Here is a 23,311-nt window from a genome sequence, read left to right as displayed (position 1 = left end):
AGCAATGTATTAACACCTGATTAATAAAAAGACACAAAAATGTGCGAGGTGTTAGACAGGGGGCCAGTATCATAAGTGAGTTAAAATGATACGTAGTCGCTCTGAACAATAAAAAAAACGAATGGGCACCTTGCTGTATCGCCTTTTCGCTTTGCGTCTTGCAATAGCATCTAAAGGAGCCGTCACATGGGTAAACTGCGTTACGCCTTGTGGCTTATATTGGTTGCACTCCCAGAAATTGTATTGGCAAATAGTCAATACAATATGCGAAAAGGGGTGACTGATATAAGTAATAATGTTTATGAGTTACACATGACGATATTTATTATCTGTTGTGTAATCGGCATCATCGTATTTGCGGTGATGTTTTGGGCTTTAATACACCACCGTAAATCTAAAGGGGCCAAGCCTGCCCAATTTCATGAAAGTACAAAAGTTGAAATACTTTGGACTGCCATTCCATTTGTCATCTTAATAGCCATGGCTGTGCCTGCCACAAAAACTCTCATTGCTATGGAAGATGCCTCTAAAGCTGATATCACAATTAAAGTGACAGGCTCGCAATGGAAGTGGCATTACGAATATATGGGTGAAGATATAGCCTATTACTCAATCCTATCTACACCAAAAGATCAAATAGACAATCAGGCAGAAAAAACGGAGCATTATTTGCTTGAGGTAGATAAACCGCTAGTGCTTCCTATCAATAAAAAAGTCCGCTTTTTAATGACCTCAGACGATGTTATCCATTCGTGGTGGGTTCCTGATTTTGCAGTTAAAAAGGACGCAAACCCGGGATTTATCAATGAAGCGTGGACACGTATTAACGAACCAGGTGTTTACCGTGGTCAATGTGCAGAACTATGCGGTAAAGATCATGGTTTTATGCCTGTTGTGGTGAAAGCCTTACCTGAAGACGAATTTGCTAATTGGCTTGCAGATGCTAAGGAAGAAAAGGCTAATGCAGCAGCCGCTGATGCTGCTTTGCTTGATCAAACATTACCTAAAGAAGAGCTTATGGTCTTAGGTGAGCAAGTGTATATGGCAAGTTGTGCTGCATGTCACCAGCCTACTGGTATGGGCTTACCAGGCGTGTTTCCTGCACTTAAAGGCAGTCCCATTGTATTAGGTGATGTAAAAGATCACATAGATATCGTGTTACATGGCCGCCCTGGTACGGCGATGCAAGCGTTTGATAAGCAGCTTTCAATTAAGCAACTTGCTGCGGTTATTACCTATAAGCGAAATGCATGGGGTAATGATACCGGCGATGTGATCCAACCGAGTCAAATTCAAGCCGCGATTGATGCAGCAGCGGAGGCGAAATAATGAGTAACGTTATTAATGAGCAAGCAACTGGGCATGCGCATCACGACCATCATCATCCTGCTAAAGGTTTTAAGCGTTGGCTTTACACCACCAATCATAAAGACATCGGGAGTTTATACCTGATTTTTTCTCTTACCATGTTCTTGATTGGTGGAGCGATGGCTATGGTGATCCGCGCTGAACTATTTCAGCCAGGATTACAGTTAGTTGATCCGCACTTTTTTAACCAAATGACCACGGTACATGGCTTGATCATGGTGTTTGGCGCCGTTATGCCCGCATTTACTGGGCTTGCTAACTGGATGGTGCCTATGATGATTGGTGCACCTGATATGGCACTGCCACGCATGAACAACTGGAGCTTTTGGATATTACCTTTCGCATTTTTAATCCTGTTGGCTTCGTTACTGATGCCAGGTGGTGGTCCTGCGTTTGGCTGGACATTCTACGCACCACTCTCCACCACTTATAGTAACGATAACACTGCACTGTTTGTATTTGCCATACATATCATGGGTATTAGCTCAATTATGGGGGCGATTAACGTTATCGTGACTATCGTCAATCTAAGAGCGCCGGGTATGACTTGGATGAAGCTTCCGCTATTTGTTTGGACTTGGTTAATCACAGCATTCTTATTGATCGCAGTTATGCCTGTTTTAGCTGGGGCTGTCACTATGGTGCTGACAGATAAATACTTTGCAACAAGCTTTTTTGATGCGGCAGGTGGTGGTGATCCTGTGATGTTCCAGCACATTTTCTGGTTCTTCGGTCACCCCGAAGTGTACATCATGATTTTGCCAGCCTTTGGGATTATTTCGACTATTGTGCCGACCTTCTCACGCAAAAAGTTATTTGGCTATGCTTCTATGGTGTATGCAACCTCATCCATTGCGCTGCTGAGCTTCATCGTTTGGGCACATCATATGTTTACCACAGGCATGCCTGTAGCCGGCGAGTTGTTTTTCATGTACGCCACAATGCTCATTTCGGTGCCAACGGGCGTTAAAGTGTTTAACTGGGTAGCTACCATGTGGCGCGGTTCAATTAGCTTTGAAATTCCGATGATGTTTGCTATCGCCTTTATTGTGTTATTCACATTAGGTGGTTTCTCTGGCTTGATGCTTGCCATTACACCGGCAGATTTCCAGTATCACGATACCTATTTTGTGGTGGCACACTTCCATTATGTGCTCGTGACAGGAGCCGTGTTCTCAATTATGGCGGGAGCCTATTATTGGTTACCGAAATGGACTGGCAACATGTACAACGAAACGCTGGCGAAATGGCATTTTTGGCTATCGCTAATCAGTGTCAACGTGCTGTTCTTCCCTATGCACTTTGTTGGCCTTGCCGGTATGCCGCGTCGTATTCCTGACTATGCTCTGCAATTCGCTGACTTTAACGCCATTATCAGTATTGGTGGTTTTGCATTTGGCTTATCGCAACTGTTGTTTGTGTTGGTGGTATTTAAATGTGCTAGAGGTGGCGAAAAAGCGCCTGCCAAAGTATGGGATGGAGCTGAAGGTTTAGAGTGGGAAGTTGATTCTCCAGCGCCTTATCACACTTTTGAAACACCGCCGGAGATTAAGTAATGAACCATGCACCTTTGCTAAAAAAACTGCTGATTACATGCTTGCTCATGTTCGCATTTGCTTTTGCAATGGTGCCGCTTTACGACGTGTTTTGCGACGTTACAGGGTTGAATGGTAAGCCATCATTAGAAAAAGCGAGCGCGAGTGAATCAATAAATACACAGCGTCAAGTTGATGTCAGCTTTACCACTCACGCTCAAAGCGGCGCGCCATTTAAGGTGCAGTCTGAGCAATACAGCGTGGCGGTACAACCTGGTGCCATGCGTGAAGTTAAATTCTCAGCAAAAAACACCAGTAATGAAGACAAAGTCATGCAAGCAATTCCATCGGTATCACCGGGAAAAGCGGCAAAGTATTTACATAAAATCGCCTGTTTTTGCTTTGATCAGCAGCCAATGAAAGCCGGTGAAGAAATGGAATTTACCTTGTTGTTTTATGTTGATACTGAGTTACCCGACGATGTTGAGGAACTGACATTGTCGTATACCGTGTTTGATATTAGCGGGCATGTTGTGGCTAAAAACGATTAAAAGCCGCCAAGCTAATTGCTAATTGGGAGCAAACAAAATGAATCAAAACTACGAAAAATACTATGTTCCAGCACAAAGCCCTTGGCCAATAGTGGGCGCCATCGCGATGTTTTTAATTGCTGTCGGTGCTGGTTTAACTGTGATGCAAGTCAGTGGTGAAGGCAGTAATGGCCAGTATGTATTGTATCTTGGCATTGCCATATTAATTTATATGGTTTTTAGTTGGTTTAAAAACGTTATTGAAGAGTCTCATAAAGGGCTTTACTCAGCACAAATGGACCGCTCATTCCGACAAGGTATGAGCTGGTTTATATTCTCTGAGGTCATGTTTTTTATGGCATTTTTTGGCGCTCTTTTTTACGCTCGAATGATTTCAGTGCCTTGGCTTGGTGGTGCAGGCAATAATGCCATGACCAACGAAGTACTCTGGCCAACCTTTGAAGCTGTATGGCCGCTGATAACCACGCCATCGGGCGAGACAACACAGGCTATGGGCTGGCAAGGTCTCCCCCTGATCAATACGCTTATTCTACTTACCTCTTCGGTCACAATTCACTTTGCTCATGTTGCTATGGAAAACAATAAGCGTGGCGCTCTTAAGGTGTTTTTATCTTTAACCGTGCTATTAGGTGTGATTTTCCTTGGCTTACAAGTTTACGAGTATATGCATGCTTATCGTGATTTAGGGTTAACCCTTGATGCGGGAGTGTACGGAAATACCTTTTTCTTGTTAACAGGCTTCCATGGTATGCACGTGACTTTAGGAACCATCATTTTATTCGTGGTTTTGCTAAGAATTTTTAAAGGTCACTTTACGAGTGAAAAGCATTTTGCCTTTCAAGCAGCCGCTTGGTATTGGCACTTTGTTGATGTGGTGTGGTTGTGCTTATTTGTATTTGTGTACGTGCTGTAGCTTTGTGAAGCGGCGACGGGTTTGTATGTATAAATCCAAGCTTTAACGCGGCAATGATAAGGATCAGCACAATACCTGAAAACAGCACTCGACGACCTAGGTAATGCGACATAGGTTTCGAGTGCTCTTTTGCTGACATCATCACAAACAGCGCTCTAAATAGGTTGAACAGAATATAAAGTAATAACAAAACAATAATGATTTTAATCATATTAGGTAATCCAAATGCAGTTAATTTTATGGCGTAAACAAAAGCTTAGCTCAATTATCGCAATTTGCGTTGTGATACTAGCAGTGCTTATTTGTTTACGACTAAGCGTTTGGCAATACCAACGAGGCGAGCAAAAACAGCAGCAACTAAGCCAGTTGGCCGTTTCGAAAGAACAAGGAATTTTGAGCTGGCAAGCGCTGCAAAGTCTACCTACAGAGCTAAATAAAACGGGTTTGCAAGTTAAGGTCTCTGGCGAGGTAAATAAACAACAGTACTGGCTGCTTGATAATCAAATCTATCAGGGACAAGTGGGCTATGACTTACTTGTAGCTATGACTATTGCAGGTGAAACCGCCCCTTTAATTGTTAACTTTGGTTGGCTAAAAGCCCCTACAAACCGGAGCCAATTCCCAACCGTTGTGTGGCCAGAATCAACACGTTTTACGGCCACAGTGCAATTGAAACAAGGTAACTTGCAAGGTTTTACGCTTGCCGATGAGATTGGTGCAGAACAAGGGTGGCCAAAGCGAATTCAAGGTATTGATTTAGCAATTTTGAGTACTCAATTAGCAATGCCCTTACAAGGCTTTATTGGTTATCGCAATGAAGCTGATGGTATCGCAACTCCGCATTATCAGAGTGTCGTGATGGGGCCAGATAAACATTACGCCTATGCCGTACAGTGGTTATTAATTGGCTTAGCTTGTGTGGTTATTGCTTATTTTGCGATGAGAAGGAGAGGTTATGAAAATAAACCCGCTTAGTTTATTCGTTTTATGCTGTTTTGTGCCGCTGGCACTTGCTTATGCAGCATTGAAGCTTGAGTGGTTACCAAGTGGTTCGAGTAATCATGGTGAGCTTTTAAGTGAAGAAGTTAAATTAGCTGATTGGCAACAAGGTGAGCCCAAACAATGGACTATTGCGCTTAATTATCCAAAGGAGTGCAATGAAGTATGTGAAAACCAATTAGCAAGCCTAGATAACCTATACGTCGCTTTAGGTAAAAATCAGCAAAAAGTGGATGTGGCGGTACTGACAAATCAACAGCAGATATCGGCAAACTGGCGTCAATTGGTGGTAAGTCCAGCGCTCAAAGCGGGAGATTTATACTTGGTTGATCACATGGGCTTAGTGGTTTTGCATTACCCCTACAAGGCAGAGCCTGAACAAAACAGACTTATTCAAAAAGGCTTACTTAAAGACTTAAAAAAACTACTTAACTACGCGCGTTCAAGTTAAACCTCATCAAGGGGATAAAGATGTATAAAAATTATAAATATTTAGTCTTAATTACGGTTTTCTTCTCTATCTTGGTTGTTGGGCTTGGTGCTTATACACGGCTGAGTGATGCTGGGCTTGGCTGTCCAGACTGGCCTGGTTGCTATGGGTTTTTAACTGTGCCAAAACATGAAACTGCTCTGTTACATGTTGAACAAAACTACCCTGATATGATGTTTGAGGCAGCAAAAGCTTGGAAAGAGATGATCCATCGCTATTTTGCTGGTGCCCTTGGCCTATTAATTTTAGCTTTGTTTGTTTTTGCATGGTTAAAACGCCAATATCCAAATACGCCGGTTAAATTGCCACTGGCACTATTACTACTGGTGATCTTCCAAGCCGCATTGGGCATGTGGACTGTGACTATGAACTTACAGCCTTTGGTTGTAATGGGACATTTACTTGGCGGTTTTAGTATTTTGTCGTTGGTGTTTTTATTGTATCTACGCTTAAAAACGAAACCCGTAGCGAGTAATGATAGCGGTGCAAAGCCATACTATCGTCTAGCGCTTGTGGGTTTGGTGGTACTAATACTGCAAATTGCGTTGGGTGGCTGGCTTGCTGCAAATTATGCCGCTCCGCATTGTAATGGCTTACCGCTTTGTAGCTACGGACAACCGTTTTCTTTGAAGAGCGTTTTTCAACTGCCGCTCGAGCACAGTACCTATGAATATGGTGTGTTATCGCAGCAAGCGCGTATGTCAATTCACTTACTGCATCGTATTTGGGCGTTGGTTACTTGTGTGGTGTTAGCACTGATCATGTGGCGCATATATTCAAGATGTTACTCTCGAAAAATTAAGCACTGCACAGTCACCGTATTAATCGCTTTGCTGTGCCAAATCTGTTTAGGCCTAGCTGTTGTGCATTGGCACTTCCCATTAAGTGTTGCGCTTGCGCACAATCTAATGGCCGCACTACTACTGCTTAGCATGGTAAGACTATGCTTCCATTTAAAAATAAGAACCTAGGAGGCTGTGATGGCAATATTACTAAGCACAGAAAAATCATTATTTAGCCAAAGCTCAGAGTTACTTAAAGATTACTTAGCTATCAGTAAATTTAAAGTAGTTGCCATGCTTGTACTAACTGCTTGGGTTGGTTTGGCATTGGCTCCCGATGTTGGGCGTGGAGTGTTTGTACAGCTTGCAAGTTTGCTTGGTATTGGTTTGTTATCGGCCGCTGCTGCTGTAATCAATCATGTTGTTGATAGTGAAATCGACAGTAAAATGGCACGTACACGTCATCGCCCTGTGGCAAAAGGGCGCCTTAGCAAACAGCATGCTTTGAGCTTTGCGGCGACCATCGGTGTGCTAGGTTTTGTTATGCTTATGGTGTGGGCAAATACATTAACGGCAATCCTTACTTTGTTTGCACTCGTTGGTTATGCCTTTATTTACACTTCGTTTTTAAAGCGCGCGACACCTCAAAATATTGTTATTGGGGGGTTAGCTGGTGCGATGCCGCCGCTTTTAGGGTGGGTTTCTGAAACGGGCCATATGGCTGCTGCGCCATGGTTATTAGTGATGATTATATTTACTTGGACTCCACCACACTTTTGGGCATTAGCAATTGCGCGTAAAAGTGACTATGAGCGTGCAAAAATTCCTATGCTGCCTGTTACTCACGGTATTGAATTTTGTAAAACCTGTGTTGTTGGTTATAGCATTTTGCTAGCTTTGGTATGTGTACTGCCTTATCTAATTGGTATGTCAGGGTTAATTTACTTGCTAGGGGCAAGCGCTCTAAATGCGGTCTTCATCTATAAGGCATTAAAACTAAAAATTGCCCCAAAAGATGATACCGCAATGGATTTATTTCGTTTTTCAATTGTGCATTTAATGCTACTCTTTATCGCCTTATTTATTGATAAATGGTTAGTTTTATGACACGAATCGTCGCTTTTTTATGTTTCAGTGCGGTATTATTTGTAACCGGTTGTGGCAAAAATAACACCGCTCCTAAAGTTGAAGCGCTCGTTTACGAGCCAGCAAAGCCGATTAGTCCGTTTTTATTAACTGACCAACATGGTAAACCTGCAGATAATAGCCAATTTATGGGGCATTGGAACTTGGTCTTTTTAGGCTACACTAGCTGTCCTGATATCTGCCCAATGACACTGGCGAAATTAACTGCAGTGCAAAAGCAATTAAGCCAAGGTTACAAAGTGCAAGTATGGTTTGTTGCTGTTGATCCAAAGCGTGATACAACCGAAAAACGCAAAGCTTACATTGATTACTTTAACCCTGAATTTCTTGCTGTATCAGGCCCACACAAACAACTTTTCCCCTTTGTTAGAGAGCTTGGCTTAATTTACGCAATTAACGACAGTGATCAGCAAGAGTATGCCGTTGATCATAGTGCTTCTGTGGTGATGGTTGATGGTGATGGTTCTGTGCGTGCCATTTTTAAGCCTGAATTTAAACAAGGAAGTGTGCCCTTGATTAATGCCACAACTTTGACTGATGAGTTCAAAAAAATAGCAGATTATTACGCAAAGTAAATTTTCTTTGCTTGGTGAGTCAATTTCAGCAAAAGAAAAGCTTCCTTTTTTGACATATATGTCTAAGCTACTAAAAAATTTTACTATTTTTTGATTCAAATTATGGCATTTTTATTTAGTCAGTCTAAGCTTTTGTTATGAATTGTTTAAAGCAGGGAAAGAAGAAGTAATGTTAAAGCTCCCTACAGAATTAGCTATTAGTCAGGTCGAAACGCTCCATCAAGATTTGCTACAAGAGTTGTCAGCAAATGATGATATTTGTCTGGATATCAGTGAAGTGACACGTGCTGACACAGCATCAATTCAGCTTTTATGTGCATTACAGAAGCACTTGCTTTCTGTGCAACACAAAATTATTTGGGTTGGCGAGAGCAAACCTTTGCTACAGGCAATTAATAGTTTGGGCTTAAGTCATTACCTTGTGCTTGAGAATGCCAATTAAGAGGTTTTTATGAAAAGAATTTTAGCAGTAGACGATTCTGCATCTATGCGCCAAATGGTTGGTTTTACGCTTAAAAAAGCTGGCTTTGATGTTACAGAGGCAAAAGATGGCAGTGAAGCATTAAACATCGCAAAGCAACAAGGCTTTGATGCAGTTATTTCTGATGTGAATATGCCGGTAATGGATGGTATTACCCTTATTCGTGAATTACGTAGCTTACCTAATTATAAGTTCACACCTTTACTGATGCTGACCACAGAGTCGGGGCTTGATAAAAAGTCTGAAGGAAAAGCTGCTGGAGCAACTGGTTGGATTGTTAAGCCATTTAATCCTGAGCAATTGTTAGCGGTATTGAAAAAAGTGATTCGCTAATAATAGGAGCGGGGCATGAGTATAGATCTAAGCCAATTTTTTGAAGTATTCTTCGAAGAAAGCTTTGAAGGACTCGATGCTATGGAGGCTGAGTTATTAAACTTAGTACCTGGCGAAGAAGACTTAGAGACAATAAATACAATCTTTCGCGCTGCGCATTCGATAAAAGGAGGCAGTGGAACCTTTGGTTTTAGTGCCGTTGCAGATTTTACTCATGTTCTCGAAACCCTGTTAGATCAAATCCGTGAAGGCTCACGTGATCTTACTGCTGAGCATGTAAATTTACTTTTAAAATCAGTTGATTGTTTACGAGCTTTACTTAGAACTTTGCAAGCTGAGCAGCAGCCAGACCTAACTGAAGCTGATGAACTTCGTATTAAGTTTGAAGAAATTCTCGGCATGCGTGCTGCAAGTAAAGAACCTGCTCAAGCGCAAGAAGCTGTCAGCGAAAACAGTTTTAATACCTATCAAATCGATTTCAAACCACACTATCATTTATTTAAAACCGGTAATGAACCACTGTACATGATCAGTGAATTAGCGGAGTTGGGTGAACTTGAAACACAAGCTTTTCAAGATGATGTGCCTGATATCACTAACCTTGCCCCTGAAGATTGTTTCTTATCGTGGCGCTTTTTCTTAACCACAGACAAAGAGCAAAGCTGTATAGAAGAAATTTTTGAATGGGTTGAGGATGACGCTGATATTACCATCACGCTATGCGGTGGTTTGTTTGGTGATGAAGATATTTCGGCAGCTGAAACTGCTACAGAAGATGCAGCACCAGCGAAAGAGGCTGAGCCTGCAGTAGTTAAACCAACTACTGATACCAAAAAGCCTGCGCCAGTTAAAGCAACTACTGCCAATGCAGAATCAACCTCAATCAGGGTTGGTATTGATAAAGTTGACTCACTCATCAACATGGTGGGTGAATTAGTTATTACCCAAGCGATGTTAAGCCAATTGGGTGAGCAAGAAATCACTGAAGCGACGATTGCTTCTCTACAAGAGGGCTTAGCGCAACTGGCACATAATACTCGTGACTTACAAGAAAACGTCATGCGTATTCGTATGTTGCCAATAAGCTTTGTGTTTAGTCGCTTCCCTCGCTTAGTGCGAGATATCTCGCAAAAGCTTGATAAACAAGTTGAGCTAAAGTTACTTGGTGAGCAAACCGAACTAGATAAAACCGTGATGGAGAAGCTTTCTGATCCTATGGTTCACCTAGTGAGAAACTCCCTAGACCATGGCTTAGAAACTGTTGATAAGCGTGTTGCTGCGGGTAAAAACCCTGTTGGTACTGTCACGCTCAATGCGTTTCATCAAGGTGGCAATATTGTTATCGAAATTATGGATGATGGCCAAGGTCTTAACACCACTAAAATTCGTGAAAAGGCAATTAAAAACGGCCTAATTTCAGAAACTGATGAGTTGTCTGATAACGAAGTAAACGAGCTGATTTTCTTACCAGGGTTTTCTACAGCCGATCAAGTAAGCGACCTATCGGGTCGTGGCGTTGGTATGGATGTAGTAAGGCGCAATATCGAAGCGTTGAGCGGTTCTGTGGAAGTGGCTTCAGCACCGGGTGTAGGTTCGACATTTACAATTCGCCTACCGCTAACATTGGCTATCTTAGATGGGCAGTTAGTACGGATTGCTGAGCATACTTATATTATCCCGCTAATTTCGATTATCGAATCATTGCAAATCGATATCAGTAAGGTAAGTCGGGTTGGTAAAGACTTAGATGTGCTGCGCTTACGTGATGAATATATTCCAATCTTAAGGCTTTACAATATTTTTAACCACCAAGGGGCAATTGAAACGCTTGATAAAACCTTACTGGTTGTTGTTGAAAGCGACAATCAAAAAGTAGGTTTATTAGTTGACGACTTATTATCTCAACAACAAGTCGTAATCAAAAGTTTGGAGGCAAACTATCAAAAAGTTGATGGCGTTTCTGGGGCTACAATCTTAGGCGATGGTCGTGTTTCTTTGATTGTTGATATTAGTGGTTTGATTAAATTATCTGGGCTTAGAAAGCCAGGGAGCCAGGAATTGATTATAGAATCAAAAGCGAATTTGGAGGCGTCATGATTGCACAACACGACGACCTGCATAACAAGCTAACTCTTGAACAAGATCAAGATGTAAAACAATTCCTAACCTTCTTTATGGCCGAAGAAGAGTACGGTGTAGATATTTTAACGGTGCAAGAAATTCGCAGTTGGGAAGAAATTACGGTGATCCCTAACTCACCGGATTTCGTCAAAGGGGTTATTAATCTGCGCGGCACTATAGTGCCAATTATTGATTTAAGGCTTCGTTTTGGTATATCAGCCATAGAGTACGGGCCGTTAACCGTTGTAATCGTTCTAAAAGTACAGCTTGAAAATACATGTAAAATTATGGGCATCGCAGTTGATGCCGTCTCGGATGTCTATAGCATTGCAGAGCATGAAGCGAAGGCAGTGCCACATTTGTCTGACTCAGACAACGCGCAATTTGTTGCGGGTTTAGTCAATGTGGGTGAGAAGATGGTCGCATTACTTGACCTACAAAAAACAATGGACATTTAACTGGGTAGATTAACAAGAAGGTGAAGGGTATGGGATGGTTTAGCAGTCCTAAAAATGTTGAGTCGGAAAATGATTTAGTTATTGCGGCACTGAGAAAGTCGCAAGCGATGATTGAGTTTCAACCATCGGGGCAGATCATTACTGCCAATGCTAATTTCTTAAACACCATGGGGTACCAACTCGAAGAAATTCAAGGGCAACACCACTCTATGTTTGTTGCTGAAGAAGAGTCGCAAAGCCCTGAATATCAACAGTTTTGGCAACGATTACGCAGCGGTGAATTCTTTGTTGATGAATTTAAGCGTGTCGGTAAAAATGGCAAGCAAGTTTGGATTCAAGGCACCTATAACCCGATTATTGATAGCAATGGCAATGTCACTAAAGTCATCAAGCTTGCTACCGATATTACACCACAAAAAGAGCTTGAACGTCAGTCAAAACGTGATGCTGACTTATCAAATGCGCTGCGTGTATGCCAAGCAAATGTGATGATTGCCGATAACGATTTGAAAATTATTTTCGTTAATGAGCAAGTAAAGCAAATGCTGCAAGCTCGTGAGTCAACGTTACAAACTGTGCTACCTAGCTTTTCAGTTGCAAACCTAGTTGGAACCTGCGTTGATGATTTTCATAAACAACCGTCACACCAACGTGAGCTGCTAAAAACATTATCTGAACCATACAAAACGACATTGCGTTTAGCAGGGCTTATTTTTAGCTTGATTGCAACACCTTGGGTGAGCGCATCAGGTAAGCGTTTAGGTACTATTGTTGAGTGGCAAGATATTACTGATAGCGTAAATAAAGCTGAAGCTGAAAAGCGTGCAGCAGAAGAAAACCTGCGAGTACGTCGTGCACTTGACCGTGTAGCAACGAATACCATGATTGCTGATTCTGACAACAACATTATTTACATGAACGAAGCTGTTCTGAACATGATGAAGATTGCTGAAAGTGATTTAAGAAAAGATTTACCTAATTTCAACAGTAATAATTTGATTGGTCAAAATATTGATGTGTTCCATAAGAACCCAGCACATCAACGCAACATGCTTGCTAAGTTAAGTGATACTTATAGCACTGAAATTCAAGTGGGTGGGCGTACTTTTGGCTTGGTTGCAAACCCTATTTTCACCCCAGAAAACGAACGTATTGGTACGGTAGTGGAGTGGGAAGATAGAACCGCGGAAGTCGCTATTGAAAAAGAAATTGCAGGCCTCGTCGCTGCTGCGGGGAGTGGTGACTTAGAAGCGCGTGTTGAAGAAGCGGGTAAACAAGGTTTCTTCTTACGTCTAGCGCAGGGCTTAAATAGCCTTGTTAGCATTGTTGATGATGCAGTAAAAGACACTGGCAACATGCTGGATGCCATGGCGAACGGTGACTTATCAAAACGTATTGAGCAAGACTACCAAGGTTCGTTCGACAAGCTAAAACGTGATGCAAATGCCACGGCTGATAAGCTTACTGAAGTAATTAATCGCATTAATACCTCAGCAACGCTGGTTGCAAGTGGCGCAGAAGAAATTTCACAAGGTAATGCTGATTTAAGTCAACGTACTGAAGAGCAAGCTTCATCACTTGAAGAAACAGCATCAAGCATGGAAGAGATGACCAGTACGGTTCGTCAAAATGCTGATAATGCAAAAGAAGTAAATGAACTTGCTGAAGAAACACGCACTAAGGCACAAAAAGGTGGTGAAGTGGTAAATCGCGCTGTCACCAGTATGTCAGCAATTAATGAATCAAGTAAGAAGATTGCAGACATTATCAGTGTAATTGATGAAATTGCCTTCCAAACAAACCTACTAGCGTTGAATGCGGCTGTTGAAGCTGCGCGAGCAGGTGAACAAGGCCGTGGTTTCGCGGTTGTTGCTGGTGAGGTGCGTAACTTAGCGCAACGTTCAGCAGCTGCAGCAAAAGAAATCAAAGAATTGATCCGAGACAGTGTTGGAAAAGTTGAAGATGGTACATTACTAGTTAATGAATCAGGTTCAACATTACAAGAAATTGTTACAGCGGTGCAAAGAGTTACAGCGATGATTTCTGATATTGCCCAAGCATCTGAAGAGCAAAGCTCTGGTATTGAGCAGGTTAATAAAGCTATTGCCCAAATGGACGAAATGACTCAGCAAAATGCTGCCTTGGTTGAAGAAGCATCTGCCGCTGGAGAATCAATGGCAGAGCAAGCGAATGATATGCGCCGCTTATTAAACTTCTTCTCGTTATCAAATAATGAGATGGATATAACCAGCCGTGCAAGTTCAGCGCCTGCCGCTAAACAGCCAAGCTCACCAGTACGCTCGGCGCCAAAAGGCAATAACTTTGTTGACCCTAGTGATGAGTGGGAAGAGTTTTAAAACTCTTCCCAACAAAATTCTAACTAGTTAATTGCATCTAATGTTACAGCTGCAGGGTCAAACACATGAAAGAGTTTTTATTAACGGATAGTGATTTTAAAGCTATTTCGTCACAAGTGTACGATGCTTGCGGCATTGTCTTAGCGGAGCATAAACGCGAGATGGTTTACTCGCGTTTAGCAAGACGTATTCGCCAACATAAGCTTAAGAACTTTAAAGAATACTTAGATTTTCTCGAAGAGCACAAAGAGCAAGAGTTCAGTGAGTTTATTAATGCAATAACGACTAACCTGACTTCTTTCTTTCGTGAACCCCATCATTTTAGTTATCTAAAAAATACCATAGTACCAAAACTACTGGTAAGTAATGCTAAGCAAAAACGTGTAAGGGTGTGGTCTGCAGGCTGCTCAACCGGCGAAGAGCCTTACACTATTGCTATGACCTTAAGCAGTTTATTTCCATCTGACTGGGATGTGAAAATCCTAGCCACTGACTTAGATTCAAATGTGCTCGCTAAAGCGCAGGCTGGTACGTACACAGCAGCGAATGTGAATGGTTTAGACAAAAGCCAACTTAAACGCTGGTTTTTAAAAAGCCATGATGAACAGTTATATAAAGTAAAACCCGAACTACAAAAGAATATTTTTTTTAAACGTCTAAACTTATTACAGAGCTGGCCTATGAAAGGGCCGTTTGATGTTATTTTTTGTCGCAATGTTGTTATTTATTTTGATAAGCCGACCAAAGATACCCTATTTAAACGTTATTATGATTTGTTGACCGATTCCGGTCACTTATTCTTAGGGCATTCCGAAACACTGGGTAAGGACCACAAAGAGTTTAAGAATTTAGGCCAAACGATCTATCAAAAAGGTGGTCTATGAGTAGTCATTTTAAACCTGTATTGCCTGGTTTTGAACACGTTAAGCGGTTTTGGGATGGTAAGCGCCATAAAGTCGTTGCTAAGGTATTGCCTGGCGAGTTTTATGTTTCAAAATCAGATGAACTGATCACAACCGTGCTAGGTTCTTGTATTGCAGCCTGTATTTACGATGAAGGTTTAGGCATTGGTGGCATGAACCATTTTATGCTACCAGCAGAAAAAGGCGTTGATCCTAGCAACGCACACAGCCTTAACTGCCGCTATGGCAACTGGGCAATGGAATACTTGATCAATGAAATCCTAAAAAATGGTGCTTCTAGACGCAATCTCAAAGTTAAACTATTTGGTGGTGGAAAAATTATTCGTTCAATGACAGATATTGGTGTTGGCAATATTCGTTTTGCAAATGCCTATGTACTTGAAGAAGGTTTAGATTTAGTATCCCATGATGTTGGCGGGCCTTGGCCACGTAAGGTGATGTTTGATCCACAAACAGGCAAGGCACAGGTTAAAAAGATGCGTGAATTGCACTCTGATCAACTCGAGAAACGTGAAATTAAATACTTACACGATATTGAGCAACAAGATGCAGAAACGGATATTGAATTATTTTAGGAGAGCATATGATCAAAGTACTCATAGTTGATGATTCTGCTTTGATCCGTGGTTTACTCAAGGAAGTACTCGAGCAAGCGCAAGACATTCAAGTCGTTGGTGCGGCAGAAGACCCTTATCAAGCCCGAGATTTAATTAAGCGCCTTAATCCAGATGTCTTAACCCTTGATATCGAGATGCCAAAAATGGATGGATTAAGCTTTTTAAAAAACTTGATGCGTCTTCGTCCTATGCCGGTTGTTATGATTTCAACGCTTACTCAAAAAGGCTCCCCAATCACTTTGGAAGCCCTCGAAATTGGCGCAGTTGATTTTATTGCCAAGCCAACTATTAATGTCACTGAAAATTTGCAACGTTATGCGCATTTACTACATCAAAAAGTGCGTACAGCAGCTGGTGCTAGAGTGCGTGCCTTTAAAGAGTCAAAAGTTGAAGACGATAGCTCTTTAGCAACACTTGAGTTTAAAGCTAATAGCGTGCTTGCAATAGGTGCTTCAACAGGTGGCACAGAAGCGATTAAAGAAGTGCTAGTACGCATGCCAGAAAACTGCCCACCTATTGTTATAACACAGCATATTCCTCCTGTATTTAGTACTTCATTTGCGATGCGCATGGATAGAACCTGTAAAATCAACGTTAAAGAAGCTGAACATGGTGATAAGCTACAAACTGGCTGGGCATATATTGCACCAGGCGATCAGCATTTAAGTGTGGTGAAAAAAGCAGGCGGCTTGTTTTGTCAGCTTGACTCGAGTGAGTTGGTTAATCGACATCGTCCCTCTGTTGATGTGCTATTTAACTCTTTGGAGGTAGCCTGTCCGAAAGCGACAGTGGCTGCGTTACTAACCGGTATGGGCAGTGATGGTGCAAGAGGTTTATTGGCCCTAAATCAAGCGGGGGCTTACACAATAGCTCAGGATGAATTATCGTCTGTGGTATGGGGGATGCCAAAAGCCGCAGTGGAGCTCAATGCGGCTAATGAAGTGGTTCGTCTTGATAAGGTAACGGCACAAATGCTAAAACAAGCTGTTAAGGTAAAATAACCCAAGGTTGTGAGAACCAGTAGTAGTTTCCTTTTTTCGCGATAGATGGGGCCGTACAGTTAAAGCGAGAGCGGCCTTTTTTCAGTTTTTCAGGTGAGGTGATCTTCACCGTATCTTTACTAAGCCACGTTAAATCAGCTTGACCAATACCAGAGACATAACAAGCAAACTGACTTTTATGAAAGTCTTGCATATCAAATTGCATACTTAAACTTGGCGGGTTTTCATGCGTTACGCTATCTGAGTAGGTGAGCTGTTTGATAGTGAATGCTTGCGAGTCTAGTTTAGTGGCAAGCGTATCAAGTTTTGAATAAAAGCCCGACGCCGGAAAGCGTGGTAATCGGGTAAAGTCAGAATGGATACCTACAGCACCCGAATGTTGACCTATACCAACAAAGCCTAGAGATTTAACTAACTGTTGTAATGAATTGTTAAACTCGCCATAAGGGTAAGCAAGATATTTGTAATCATGACCAATTTCTTCTTTAATGCGTTGCTGAGCAGATAGAATATCTTTTTTAGTGCGAGCTAACCATGCCTCTTCACTCTCGCCTGGCTGTTTGCGATGTAAGTAATTATGGACTTGTGTGTGATTGCTGATTATGGCGCCTTTATTAGATAGCTCTTTTAACTGTTGCCATGTCATAACATAGCTTTTGCCTTCATCAATCAACTCGGGATTAACGAAAATAGTATATGGATAGCCAAATTTTTCTAAGATTGGTGCCGCTTCTTCATAGTTATTTTTATAGCCATCATCGAAGGTAATCGCGACGGTTTTATCTGTCAGAGGCTGGCCGGCTTGTAATGCGGTGATGAGTTCATCTAATGGAATAACTTTAAAGTTATTATCTTGCAAATATTGCATGTGTTCTGTGAATGTATCGCTGCTGACACTGGTTACCGCAGGAAGGGTTTCACTGACGTGGTGATACTGTAGAATGACAGCGCCATGGGCACGCAAAGATAAACCTAACAGGACTGCAAATACTAAATGAAACATTTTCTTAAACGTCATAAGGCACACCATAAAAGTTTACTGTTATTAGCCGGTCCGATGATTTTATCAAATATTACCGTGCCAATGTTAGGTTTAGTTGATACCGCTGTAATCGGTCACTTAGGAAGCGCTCACTATTTGGCTGGTATAGCACTCGGTTCAGCAGTTATCTCGTTATTATTTTGGCTAGCAGGTTTTTTACGGATGAGCACCACAGGGTTGGTTGCACAGGCCTATGGTAAAAGCGATCACACCTTACTCGCTGAGCTATTAAAGCGCAGCTTGTTACTAGCAACAGCGGTTGCGCTGTTATTAATAGCGCTGAGTATACCTATTCAATCCTTAATGGCATATTTATCAAATGCCAATGACGCTGTTTTAGAACAAGCAAATAGCTATTTTTCAATTCGTATTTTTAGTGCGCCTGCTGCTTTGTGTAATTTGGTTTTACTTGGTTGGATGTTAGGGGTGCATTATGGCCGCGGGCCATTTTATTTATTACTTATCACCAATATTACTAATATCGTGCTTGATATTTATTTTGTGGTGTTTCTTGATTGGGGTGTGGCTGGAGCTGCGTGGGCATCTTTAATTGCTGATTATACTGCCCTTGTTTTTGCACTTATGTTAGTTGCACAACTTGCCAAAAAGCAGGGTGTTAACCTTGCCGTGAAAGCATGGTTAAGTGTTGCTAAGTTACTTGATTTAGTGAATTTAAATCGTGATATATTTATTCGTTCACTGGCGCTACAACTGTGTTTTAGCTTTATGACTTTTTATGGCGCACGTATCGGTGAAACAACTTTAGCGGCCAATGCTGTATTGCTGAACTTTTTAATGTTGGTGAGCTTTGCACTTGATGGTATTGCTTATGCAAGTGAAGCTAAGGTCGGAAAAGCTAAAGGAGAACAAAGCACTAAGCAGATTAAGCTATGGGTTAATTTGAGCCTGTTTTGGGGCGGGTTATTTGCCGTGTTTTATAGTCTTATATTTTTATTTTTTGGCAAGGCAATAATTCGTTTACTTACCGATGTGCCAGAGGTTATCAGCCTCGCGACTGTTTACCTTCCCTGGGTCATTATTTTACCTATTGCGGCGATGGGTTGCTTCTTATTTGATGGCGTATTTGTGGGTTTAACACGTGCCAAAGACATGCGAAATACAATGCTATTTAGTGCTTTGGTGGGCTTCTTTGGACTGTTTTGGCTGGTAAGTAGCTGGCAGAACCATGGTTTGTGGTTTGCTATGACGAGCTTTATGTTGATGCGAGGGTTAACTCTGTGGATTCGCTACCGTAAAATTATCAATAATCAGCAATTATTAGATTAAATCACTTCCATAGATCCGGGTCGTGATCTTTCGGTGAAGATCGTTCTAAGACTTGTGCAAAGCGGTTGGCAAAAATACCTAAGTAGCCCCAGGCTGCAAAGAATATCGCCACAGCTAAAATGATCAGACCAATTAATTGAAATAGTGCGGGCCCATAATAACCTATAGCAATAAAAATCACGGCCAGCACAAATAGTGCTAGGCCGCGAAGAAAGCGTTTTAAGCTTAACTTGGGGTCGCTACCTAAGCGAAATACCCATTTTTTAAGCATGCTTTAAATACCAGTTAGTAGTAAGAGTGTTCACCAGATTGGTGATCAGTAATGTCTCTTACACCATTGATTTCGTCAAACTTGGCGATCATTTCTTTTTCGATGCCTTCTTTAAGTGTGACATCAATCATTGAACAGCCGTTACAGCCACCGCCAAATTGCAGTACTGCGATTCCGTCAGCAGTAATTTCTACTAGGCTAACTTGACCGCCGTGATTAGCGAGCTGTGGATTAACTTCAGTTTCAAGCATGTGTTGAACACGCTCTTGCAGTGACGCATCATCGCTAAGTTTACGTGCTTTTGCATTTGGCGCTTTAAGTGTTAACTGAGTTCCCATTTTGTCAGTTACAAAATCGATTTCAGCTTCTTCTAAGAAAGGGGCGCTTTCTGCATCAACAACGGCATCAAAGCCATTGAATGGTAGACGAATATCAGTCGCTTCAACGGCGTCTTCTGGGCAGTAAGAAACACCACACTCAGCCTGCGAAGTACCTGGGTTTACTACAAACACGCGAATGTTCGTTTGTTCAGCTTGGTCTGCTAAAAGTTTAGCAAAATGAGATTGTGCAGATTCAGAAATAGAGATCATAAAACGGACTATACTTGACTAAATTACTCGGATACTGAGTATCATACTCCGCTCATCGTATTGTCGCCAGTGTTGAGCGTAAAAAGTTGCATCTATTTTATCGAATGGTAGCGTTAAAACATCAAATAATTACGGGTGCTATCTATGCGTTTTATAATAACAATATTAACCATGCTAGTGAGCGTCAGCGCATTAGCAAAACCTCTTTCTTATTACTTTGAAGAAGATGTGAAATTTGACCCAACTATTCCTACCCCAGAGCAGGTGCTAGGTTACGAAGTGGGTGAGTGGCATGTACGTCACGATCAGCTTGTGCAATATATGCAAATTCTTGCTGAAAAAAGTAATCGAATGAACTTCAAAGTAATCGGTCGCACACATGAACAGCGTCCGCTTGTGATGCTAACCATCACAGCACCAGAAAAGCTGGGTCAGGTAGAGCAAATCCGCAAGGCTCACTTAGCTCGCTTAAATGGTGGAACGAGTGACTCAAGCAAACAACCTGCGGTTGTATGGATGGGTTACAGTGTTCATGGGAATGAGTCATCAGGTAGTAATGCATCGCTACTCGTTGCTTACTACCTTGCCGCTGCACAAGGCCCAGAAATAGATGCCTTACTAAACAACACGGTTATTTTACTAGACCCATCATTGAACCCAGATGGTTTAGCACGTTTTGCAAATTGGGCGAATAGTAACCGTGGTATGAAGTTATCATCAGATCCACAAACTCGCGAGCACATTGAAAGTTGGCCGAGTAGCCGTACTAACCACTATTTATTTGACTTAAATCGTGACTGGTTGTTACTACAGCACCCTGAATCACGTGCACGCATTGCGCAGTTTCATCAATGGAAGCCCAATATCCTAACAGACTTCCATGAGATGGGCCCAAACAGCACATACTTTTTCCAGCCTGGGATCCCAACTCGTAAGCACCCAATCACTCCTGAAGAAAATGTCACGCTAACTAAAGCAATTGCAAACTATCATGCAAAGACACTTGATGAGCATAATGCTCTTTACTTCACAGAAGAAAGCTTCGATGACTTTTACTATGGTAAAGGCTCAACTTACCCAGATGTAAATGGCGGTGTAGGTATTTTATTTGAACAAGCGAGCTCACGTGGTCACTTACAAGAAACCATCAACGGCCCATTAAGCTTCCCGTTTACGATTAAAAATCAGTTATTAACGAGCCTATCGACGTTCCAAGCCGCGCTTGATAACCGTACAGACTTACTTGATTATCAAGCAAAATTTTACAACAAAGCTGTTGACCTTGCTGGTGATGAAGACTTTAAAGGGTATGTGGTGAAAGGCGGCGCTGATCAAAGTCGCATGAAGTACTTCCTTGATTTATTAAAACAACATCAAATCAATGCGTACATGTTAGAAGAGCCGCTAAAAGTGAACGGTCAAAGCTTTTCTGAGCAGAGCTATTATGTGCCTTTAGCACAGCCGCAATTTCGTTTAATTAAAGCGATTTTTAGTGAGCAACAGCGTTTTGTCGATAATACATTTTATGATGTATCTGGCTGGACACTTGCTCATGCCTTTAATTTAGAATTTGCAAAGGTAAGCAGTAATTGGGGCTTAAAGGTTGCCAAAATGCCTTGGCAGCAAAGTGTTAAATCAAGCTTTGCCGCTTTACCACAAAGCTATGCTTATGCATTCAAATGGGATGATTACCTAGCGCCAAAAATGCTTAATAGTTTACTCGAACAAGGTGTGAAAGCACGGGTGGCATTAAGCCCACTTACAGCAAAAACGCCTTCAGGTGAAATAGCTTTTGAGCCAGGTAGTATTCTTGTTCCTGCAGGTCTGCAAACTGATAGCAACTGGGTTAGCTATTTAAACCAAGCGCAGAATGAGTTTGGCATTGAAATAACACCAATTAGTTCAGGCTTAACGGTTAAAGGTGCTGATTTAGGTTCTCGTGCAATGGCGGTTGTGAAAGCGCCTAAAGTATTACTAGTGGGAGGTCAGGGAACCAGCCAGTATGAACTTGGTGAAGTATGGTATTACTTAGATCGTTTCGTTGGCACAGCGCCAAGCATTATCGAAATGGAGCGCTTAAATCGCATCGACCTTGAAAACTACAGTCATATTATTCTAGCGCACGGAAATTTCAATCGTCTTGATGATGCGACTAAAGTGGCTATTAAATCGTGGGTTCGTAAAGGCGGTGTTATTTGGGGACATAAAGGCGGTGCTAAATTCTTAGCTGATCAGCAACTACTAAAGGCTAATTACTTATCTCGTCGTGATGTAGCCAGTGCATTTGATACAACAGGGCTTACCTATGCCGATAAAGATGACTTAGCTGGTCGTCAGCGTATTGCGGGTGCTATTTTTAATACTTCAGTGGATTTATCTCACCCACTTACGTATTCGCTGAATCGCAATACATTACCTGTGTTTAAGAATAGTACTTGGCTACTTGAGAAATCAGACGCACCTTTTGTGAACGTGCTTACTTACACAGATAAACCGCTTTTAGCTGGCTTTACTGATGACGTAAACGTAGAACAAGTAGCTGGTGCGGCAGGCTTAATTGCGCACTCTTATGGTAAAGGGAGTGTGATAGGCATGACCGATAACCCAGTGTTCCGTGGTTATTGGTATGGTACCAGCCGATTACTGAGCAATGCATTATTCTTTGGTAGTGCCTTTCATGCCTCAGGTGATAAATAATCACAATTAATCTTAGCGCAGGTTGTCTAATCCAGTTAAGCAAGTGAGCATAGCCCACACTTGCTTAGCCCCTGCATTTTTTATGGCTTCTGTCGCAGCATTTATGGTTGCGCCAGAGGTCATCACATCATCAATAATTGCCACGGTTTTTCCTGTTAAATCTTGCTGACAAACAAACGCATTTTGTAGATTTTTAACTCTTTTCGTTTTACTTAACTGTGATTGCGCTTTGGTTGCTTTTTGCTTGTAAAGAGCTGAGCTAACAGTACATTGCTGCTTTTTTAAAACAGGCAGCCAAGTTTGGCTTACCTGATTAAAACCGCGTGCTAAAAAGCGCTGATTATGCAGTGGTAGCACAATAAAAAGATCGGGCCAATTTATATTAACCTGACGAGCTAATTGCAGCTGCCTCTCTATTACTTGTTGTAGTGCCACACGAAAATACTGCTGATCGTTAAATTTCAATTGCTTGAGCCAAAGTTTCAAAGGCGCTTGATACCAAGCACAGGCAATTAAATAATCAAAATTACTATCAGGAAATGCATCACATATATCAGGTCTGTGTAACAGGTTTGGGTGGCGTGTAAGATCGAACAAATTGAGGTCATTTAAACAATACTGACACAAGGCTTGATTAGCCTGTATGTGACTTTGGCAGCTAATACAAAAGTTAGGGAACAGTGCGTCTAGCCCTAGTTTTAAGGTATGAGAGAAGTGAGACATTGCATTCATTCCTTTAAACGCTATTATGAGCGCTAAGTGTGGTTGGGAAAT

24 protein-coding genes are annotated in these 23,311 nt (G+C 41.8%); 19 read left to right on the top strand and 5 right to left on the bottom strand.

The window, feature by feature from the left end:
* Positions 1–186 precede the first annotated feature (186 nt).
* Genes coxB through HYD28_01075 form a run of 4 tightly spaced genes read left to right on the top strand, consistent with a single transcriptional unit; the run spans position 187 to position 4,367 of the window.
* Positions 187–1,329 (top strand): cytochrome c oxidase subunit II, encoded by a 1,143-nt coding sequence (gene coxB / locus HYD28_01090; GenBank protein QLE07683.1) that lies wholly within the window; start codon positions 187–189, stop codon positions 1,327–1,329.
* Positions 1,329–2,924, top strand: a complete 1,596-nt coding sequence (gene ctaD, locus HYD28_01085) for a cytochrome c oxidase subunit I (protein QLE07682.1) — start codon at positions 1,329–1,331, stop codon at positions 2,922–2,924. The genes coxB and ctaD overlap by 1 nt, the downstream gene beginning before the upstream one ends.
* Positions 2,924–3,454: a cytochrome c oxidase assembly protein gene (locus HYD28_01080; GenBank protein QLE07681.1), complete on the top strand. Its 531-nt coding sequence runs from the start codon at positions 2,924–2,926 to the stop codon at positions 3,452–3,454. The genes ctaD and HYD28_01080 overlap by 1 nt, the downstream gene beginning before the upstream one ends.
* Positions 3,455–3,491: 37 nt before the next feature.
* The gene (locus HYD28_01075; GenBank protein QLE07680.1) at positions 3,492–4,367 is read left to right on the top strand and encodes a cytochrome c oxidase subunit 3; all 876 of its coding nucleotides are present in this window, start codon (positions 3,492–3,494) and stop codon (positions 4,365–4,367) included.
* Here the strand turns inward: HYD28_01075 and HYD28_01070 are convergent.
* Positions 4,267–4,578, bottom strand: coding sequence for a DUF2909 domain-containing protein (locus HYD28_01070; GenBank protein ID QLE07679.1), 312 nt, complete (start codon positions 4,576–4,578; stop codon positions 4,267–4,269). The two genes, HYD28_01075 and HYD28_01070, sit on opposite strands and share 101 nt — an antisense overlap.
* Positions 4,579–4,592: 14 nt before the next feature.
* Between HYD28_01070 and HYD28_01065 the strand changes: the two genes are divergently transcribed.
* From HYD28_01065 to HYD28_01005, 13 genes are all read left to right on the top strand, one after another.
* Positions 4,593–5,342, top strand: a complete 750-nt coding sequence (locus tag HYD28_01065; protein QLE07678.1) for an SURF1 family protein — start codon at positions 4,593–4,595, stop codon at positions 5,340–5,342.
* Positions 5,323–5,817, top strand: coding sequence for a transmembrane cytochrome oxidase associated protein (locus tag HYD28_01060; GenBank protein ID QLE07677.1), 495 nt, complete (start codon positions 5,323–5,325; stop codon positions 5,815–5,817). The genes HYD28_01065 and HYD28_01060 overlap by 20 nt, the downstream gene beginning before the upstream one ends.
* Before the next feature lie 20 nt (positions 5,818–5,837).
* The gene (locus tag HYD28_01055; protein ID QLE07676.1) at positions 5,838–6,827 is read left to right on the top strand and encodes a COX15/CtaA family protein; all 990 of its coding nucleotides are present in this window, start codon (positions 5,838–5,840) and stop codon (positions 6,825–6,827) included.
* Between the two features lie 9 nt (positions 6,828–6,836).
* Positions 6,837–7,745: a protoheme IX farnesyltransferase gene (locus tag HYD28_01050; GenBank protein ID QLE07675.1), complete on the top strand. Its 909-nt coding sequence runs from the start codon at positions 6,837–6,839 to the stop codon at positions 7,743–7,745.
* On the top strand, positions 7,730–8,359 hold the full coding sequence (locus tag HYD28_01045; GenBank protein QLE07674.1) for an SCO family protein: 630 nt from the start codon (positions 7,730–7,732) through the stop codon (positions 8,357–8,359). The genes HYD28_01050 and HYD28_01045 overlap by 16 nt, the downstream gene beginning before the upstream one ends.
* Positions 8,360–8,528: 169 nt before the next feature.
* Positions 8,529–8,801 (top strand): STAS domain-containing protein, encoded by a 273-nt coding sequence (locus tag HYD28_01040; GenBank protein QLE07673.1) that lies wholly within the window; start codon positions 8,529–8,531, stop codon positions 8,799–8,801.
* Positions 8,802–8,810: 9 nt separating this feature from the next.
* A complete protein-coding gene (locus HYD28_01035) occupies positions 8,811–9,173 on the top strand; it encodes a response regulator (protein ID QLE07672.1) in 363 nt (120 codons plus the stop codon).
* Between the two features lie 15 nt (positions 9,174–9,188).
* The gene (locus tag HYD28_01030) at positions 9,189–11,270 is read left to right on the top strand and encodes a chemotaxis protein CheA (GenBank protein ID QLE07671.1); all 2,082 of its coding nucleotides are present in this window, start codon (positions 9,189–9,191) and stop codon (positions 11,268–11,270) included.
* Positions 11,267–11,752: a purine-binding chemotaxis protein CheW gene (locus tag HYD28_01025; GenBank protein ID QLE07670.1), complete on the top strand. Its 486-nt coding sequence runs from the start codon at positions 11,267–11,269 to the stop codon at positions 11,750–11,752. Before HYD28_01030 ends, HYD28_01025 begins: the two co-directional genes overlap by 4 nt.
* Before the next feature lie 29 nt (positions 11,753–11,781).
* Positions 11,782–14,109 (top strand): PAS domain-containing protein, encoded by a 2,328-nt coding sequence (locus HYD28_01020; protein ID QLE07669.1) that lies wholly within the window; start codon positions 11,782–11,784, stop codon positions 14,107–14,109.
* A 65-nt stretch (positions 14,110–14,174) separates the two neighbouring features.
* Positions 14,175–14,993, top strand: a complete 819-nt coding sequence (locus HYD28_01015; GenBank protein QLE07668.1) for a protein-glutamate O-methyltransferase CheR — start codon at positions 14,175–14,177, stop codon at positions 14,991–14,993.
* Entirely contained in the window at positions 14,990–15,607 is a 618-nt protein-coding gene (cheD, locus tag HYD28_01010; protein QLE07667.1) for a chemoreceptor glutamine deamidase CheD, read from the top strand. Before HYD28_01015 ends, cheD begins: the two co-directional genes overlap by 4 nt.
* An 8-nt stretch (positions 15,608–15,615) precedes the next feature.
* On the top strand, positions 15,616–16,650 hold the full coding sequence (locus HYD28_01005; GenBank protein QLE07666.1) for a chemotaxis response regulator protein-glutamate methylesterase: 1,035 nt from the start codon (positions 15,616–15,618) through the stop codon (positions 16,648–16,650).
* Here HYD28_01005 and HYD28_01000 read toward each other — a convergent pair.
* Positions 16,637–17,653 carry a polysaccharide deacetylase family protein gene (locus HYD28_01000; protein ID QLE10454.1) on the bottom strand — a complete coding sequence of 339 codons (1,017 nt, stop codon included), beginning with the start codon at positions 17,651–17,653 and terminating at the stop codon, positions 16,637–16,639. The genes HYD28_01005 and HYD28_01000 overlap by 14 nt on opposite strands.
* Between HYD28_01000 and dinF the strand changes: the two genes are divergently transcribed.
* The gene (dinF, locus tag HYD28_00995; protein QLE07665.1) at positions 17,645–18,979 is read left to right on the top strand and encodes an MATE family efflux transporter DinF; all 1,335 of its coding nucleotides are present in this window, start codon (positions 17,645–17,647) and stop codon (positions 18,977–18,979) included. The genes HYD28_01000 and dinF overlap by 9 nt on opposite strands.
* Before the next feature lies 1 nt (position 18,980).
* On the opposite strand, the gene HYD28_00990 is transcribed toward dinF, so the two are convergent.
* Complete coding sequence (locus HYD28_00990; protein ID QLE07664.1) at positions 18,981–19,250, bottom strand: hypothetical protein; 270 nt, start codon at positions 19,248–19,250, stop codon at positions 18,981–18,983.
* A 14-nt stretch (positions 19,251–19,264) separates the two neighbouring features.
* Positions 19,265–19,840: a Fe-S biogenesis protein NfuA gene (gene nfuA, locus HYD28_00985; GenBank protein ID QLE07663.1), complete on the bottom strand. Its 576-nt coding sequence runs from the start codon at positions 19,838–19,840 to the stop codon at positions 19,265–19,267.
* A 144-nt stretch (positions 19,841–19,984) separates the two neighbouring features.
* On the opposite strand from nfuA, the gene HYD28_00980 reads away from it, so the two are divergent.
* Complete coding sequence (locus HYD28_00980; protein QLE07662.1) at positions 19,985–22,537, top strand: peptidase M14; 2,553 nt, start codon at positions 19,985–19,987, stop codon at positions 22,535–22,537.
* A 12-nt stretch (positions 22,538–22,549) separates the two neighbouring features.
* Here HYD28_00980 and HYD28_00975 read toward each other — a convergent pair whose 3' ends face one another.
* A complete protein-coding gene (locus HYD28_00975; protein ID QLE07661.1) occupies positions 22,550–23,260 on the bottom strand; it encodes a ComF family protein in 711 nt (236 codons plus the stop codon).
* Positions 23,261–23,311: the final 51 nt, after the last annotated feature.

Source organism: Pseudoalteromonas shioyasakiensis (assembly GCA_013391845.1).
In the GTDB taxonomy this organism is placed as follows: Bacteria; Pseudomonadota; Gammaproteobacteria; order Enterobacterales; family Alteromonadaceae; genus Pseudoalteromonas; species Pseudoalteromonas apostichopi.
This window is presented reverse-complemented; position numbering and strand designations above follow the sequence as displayed.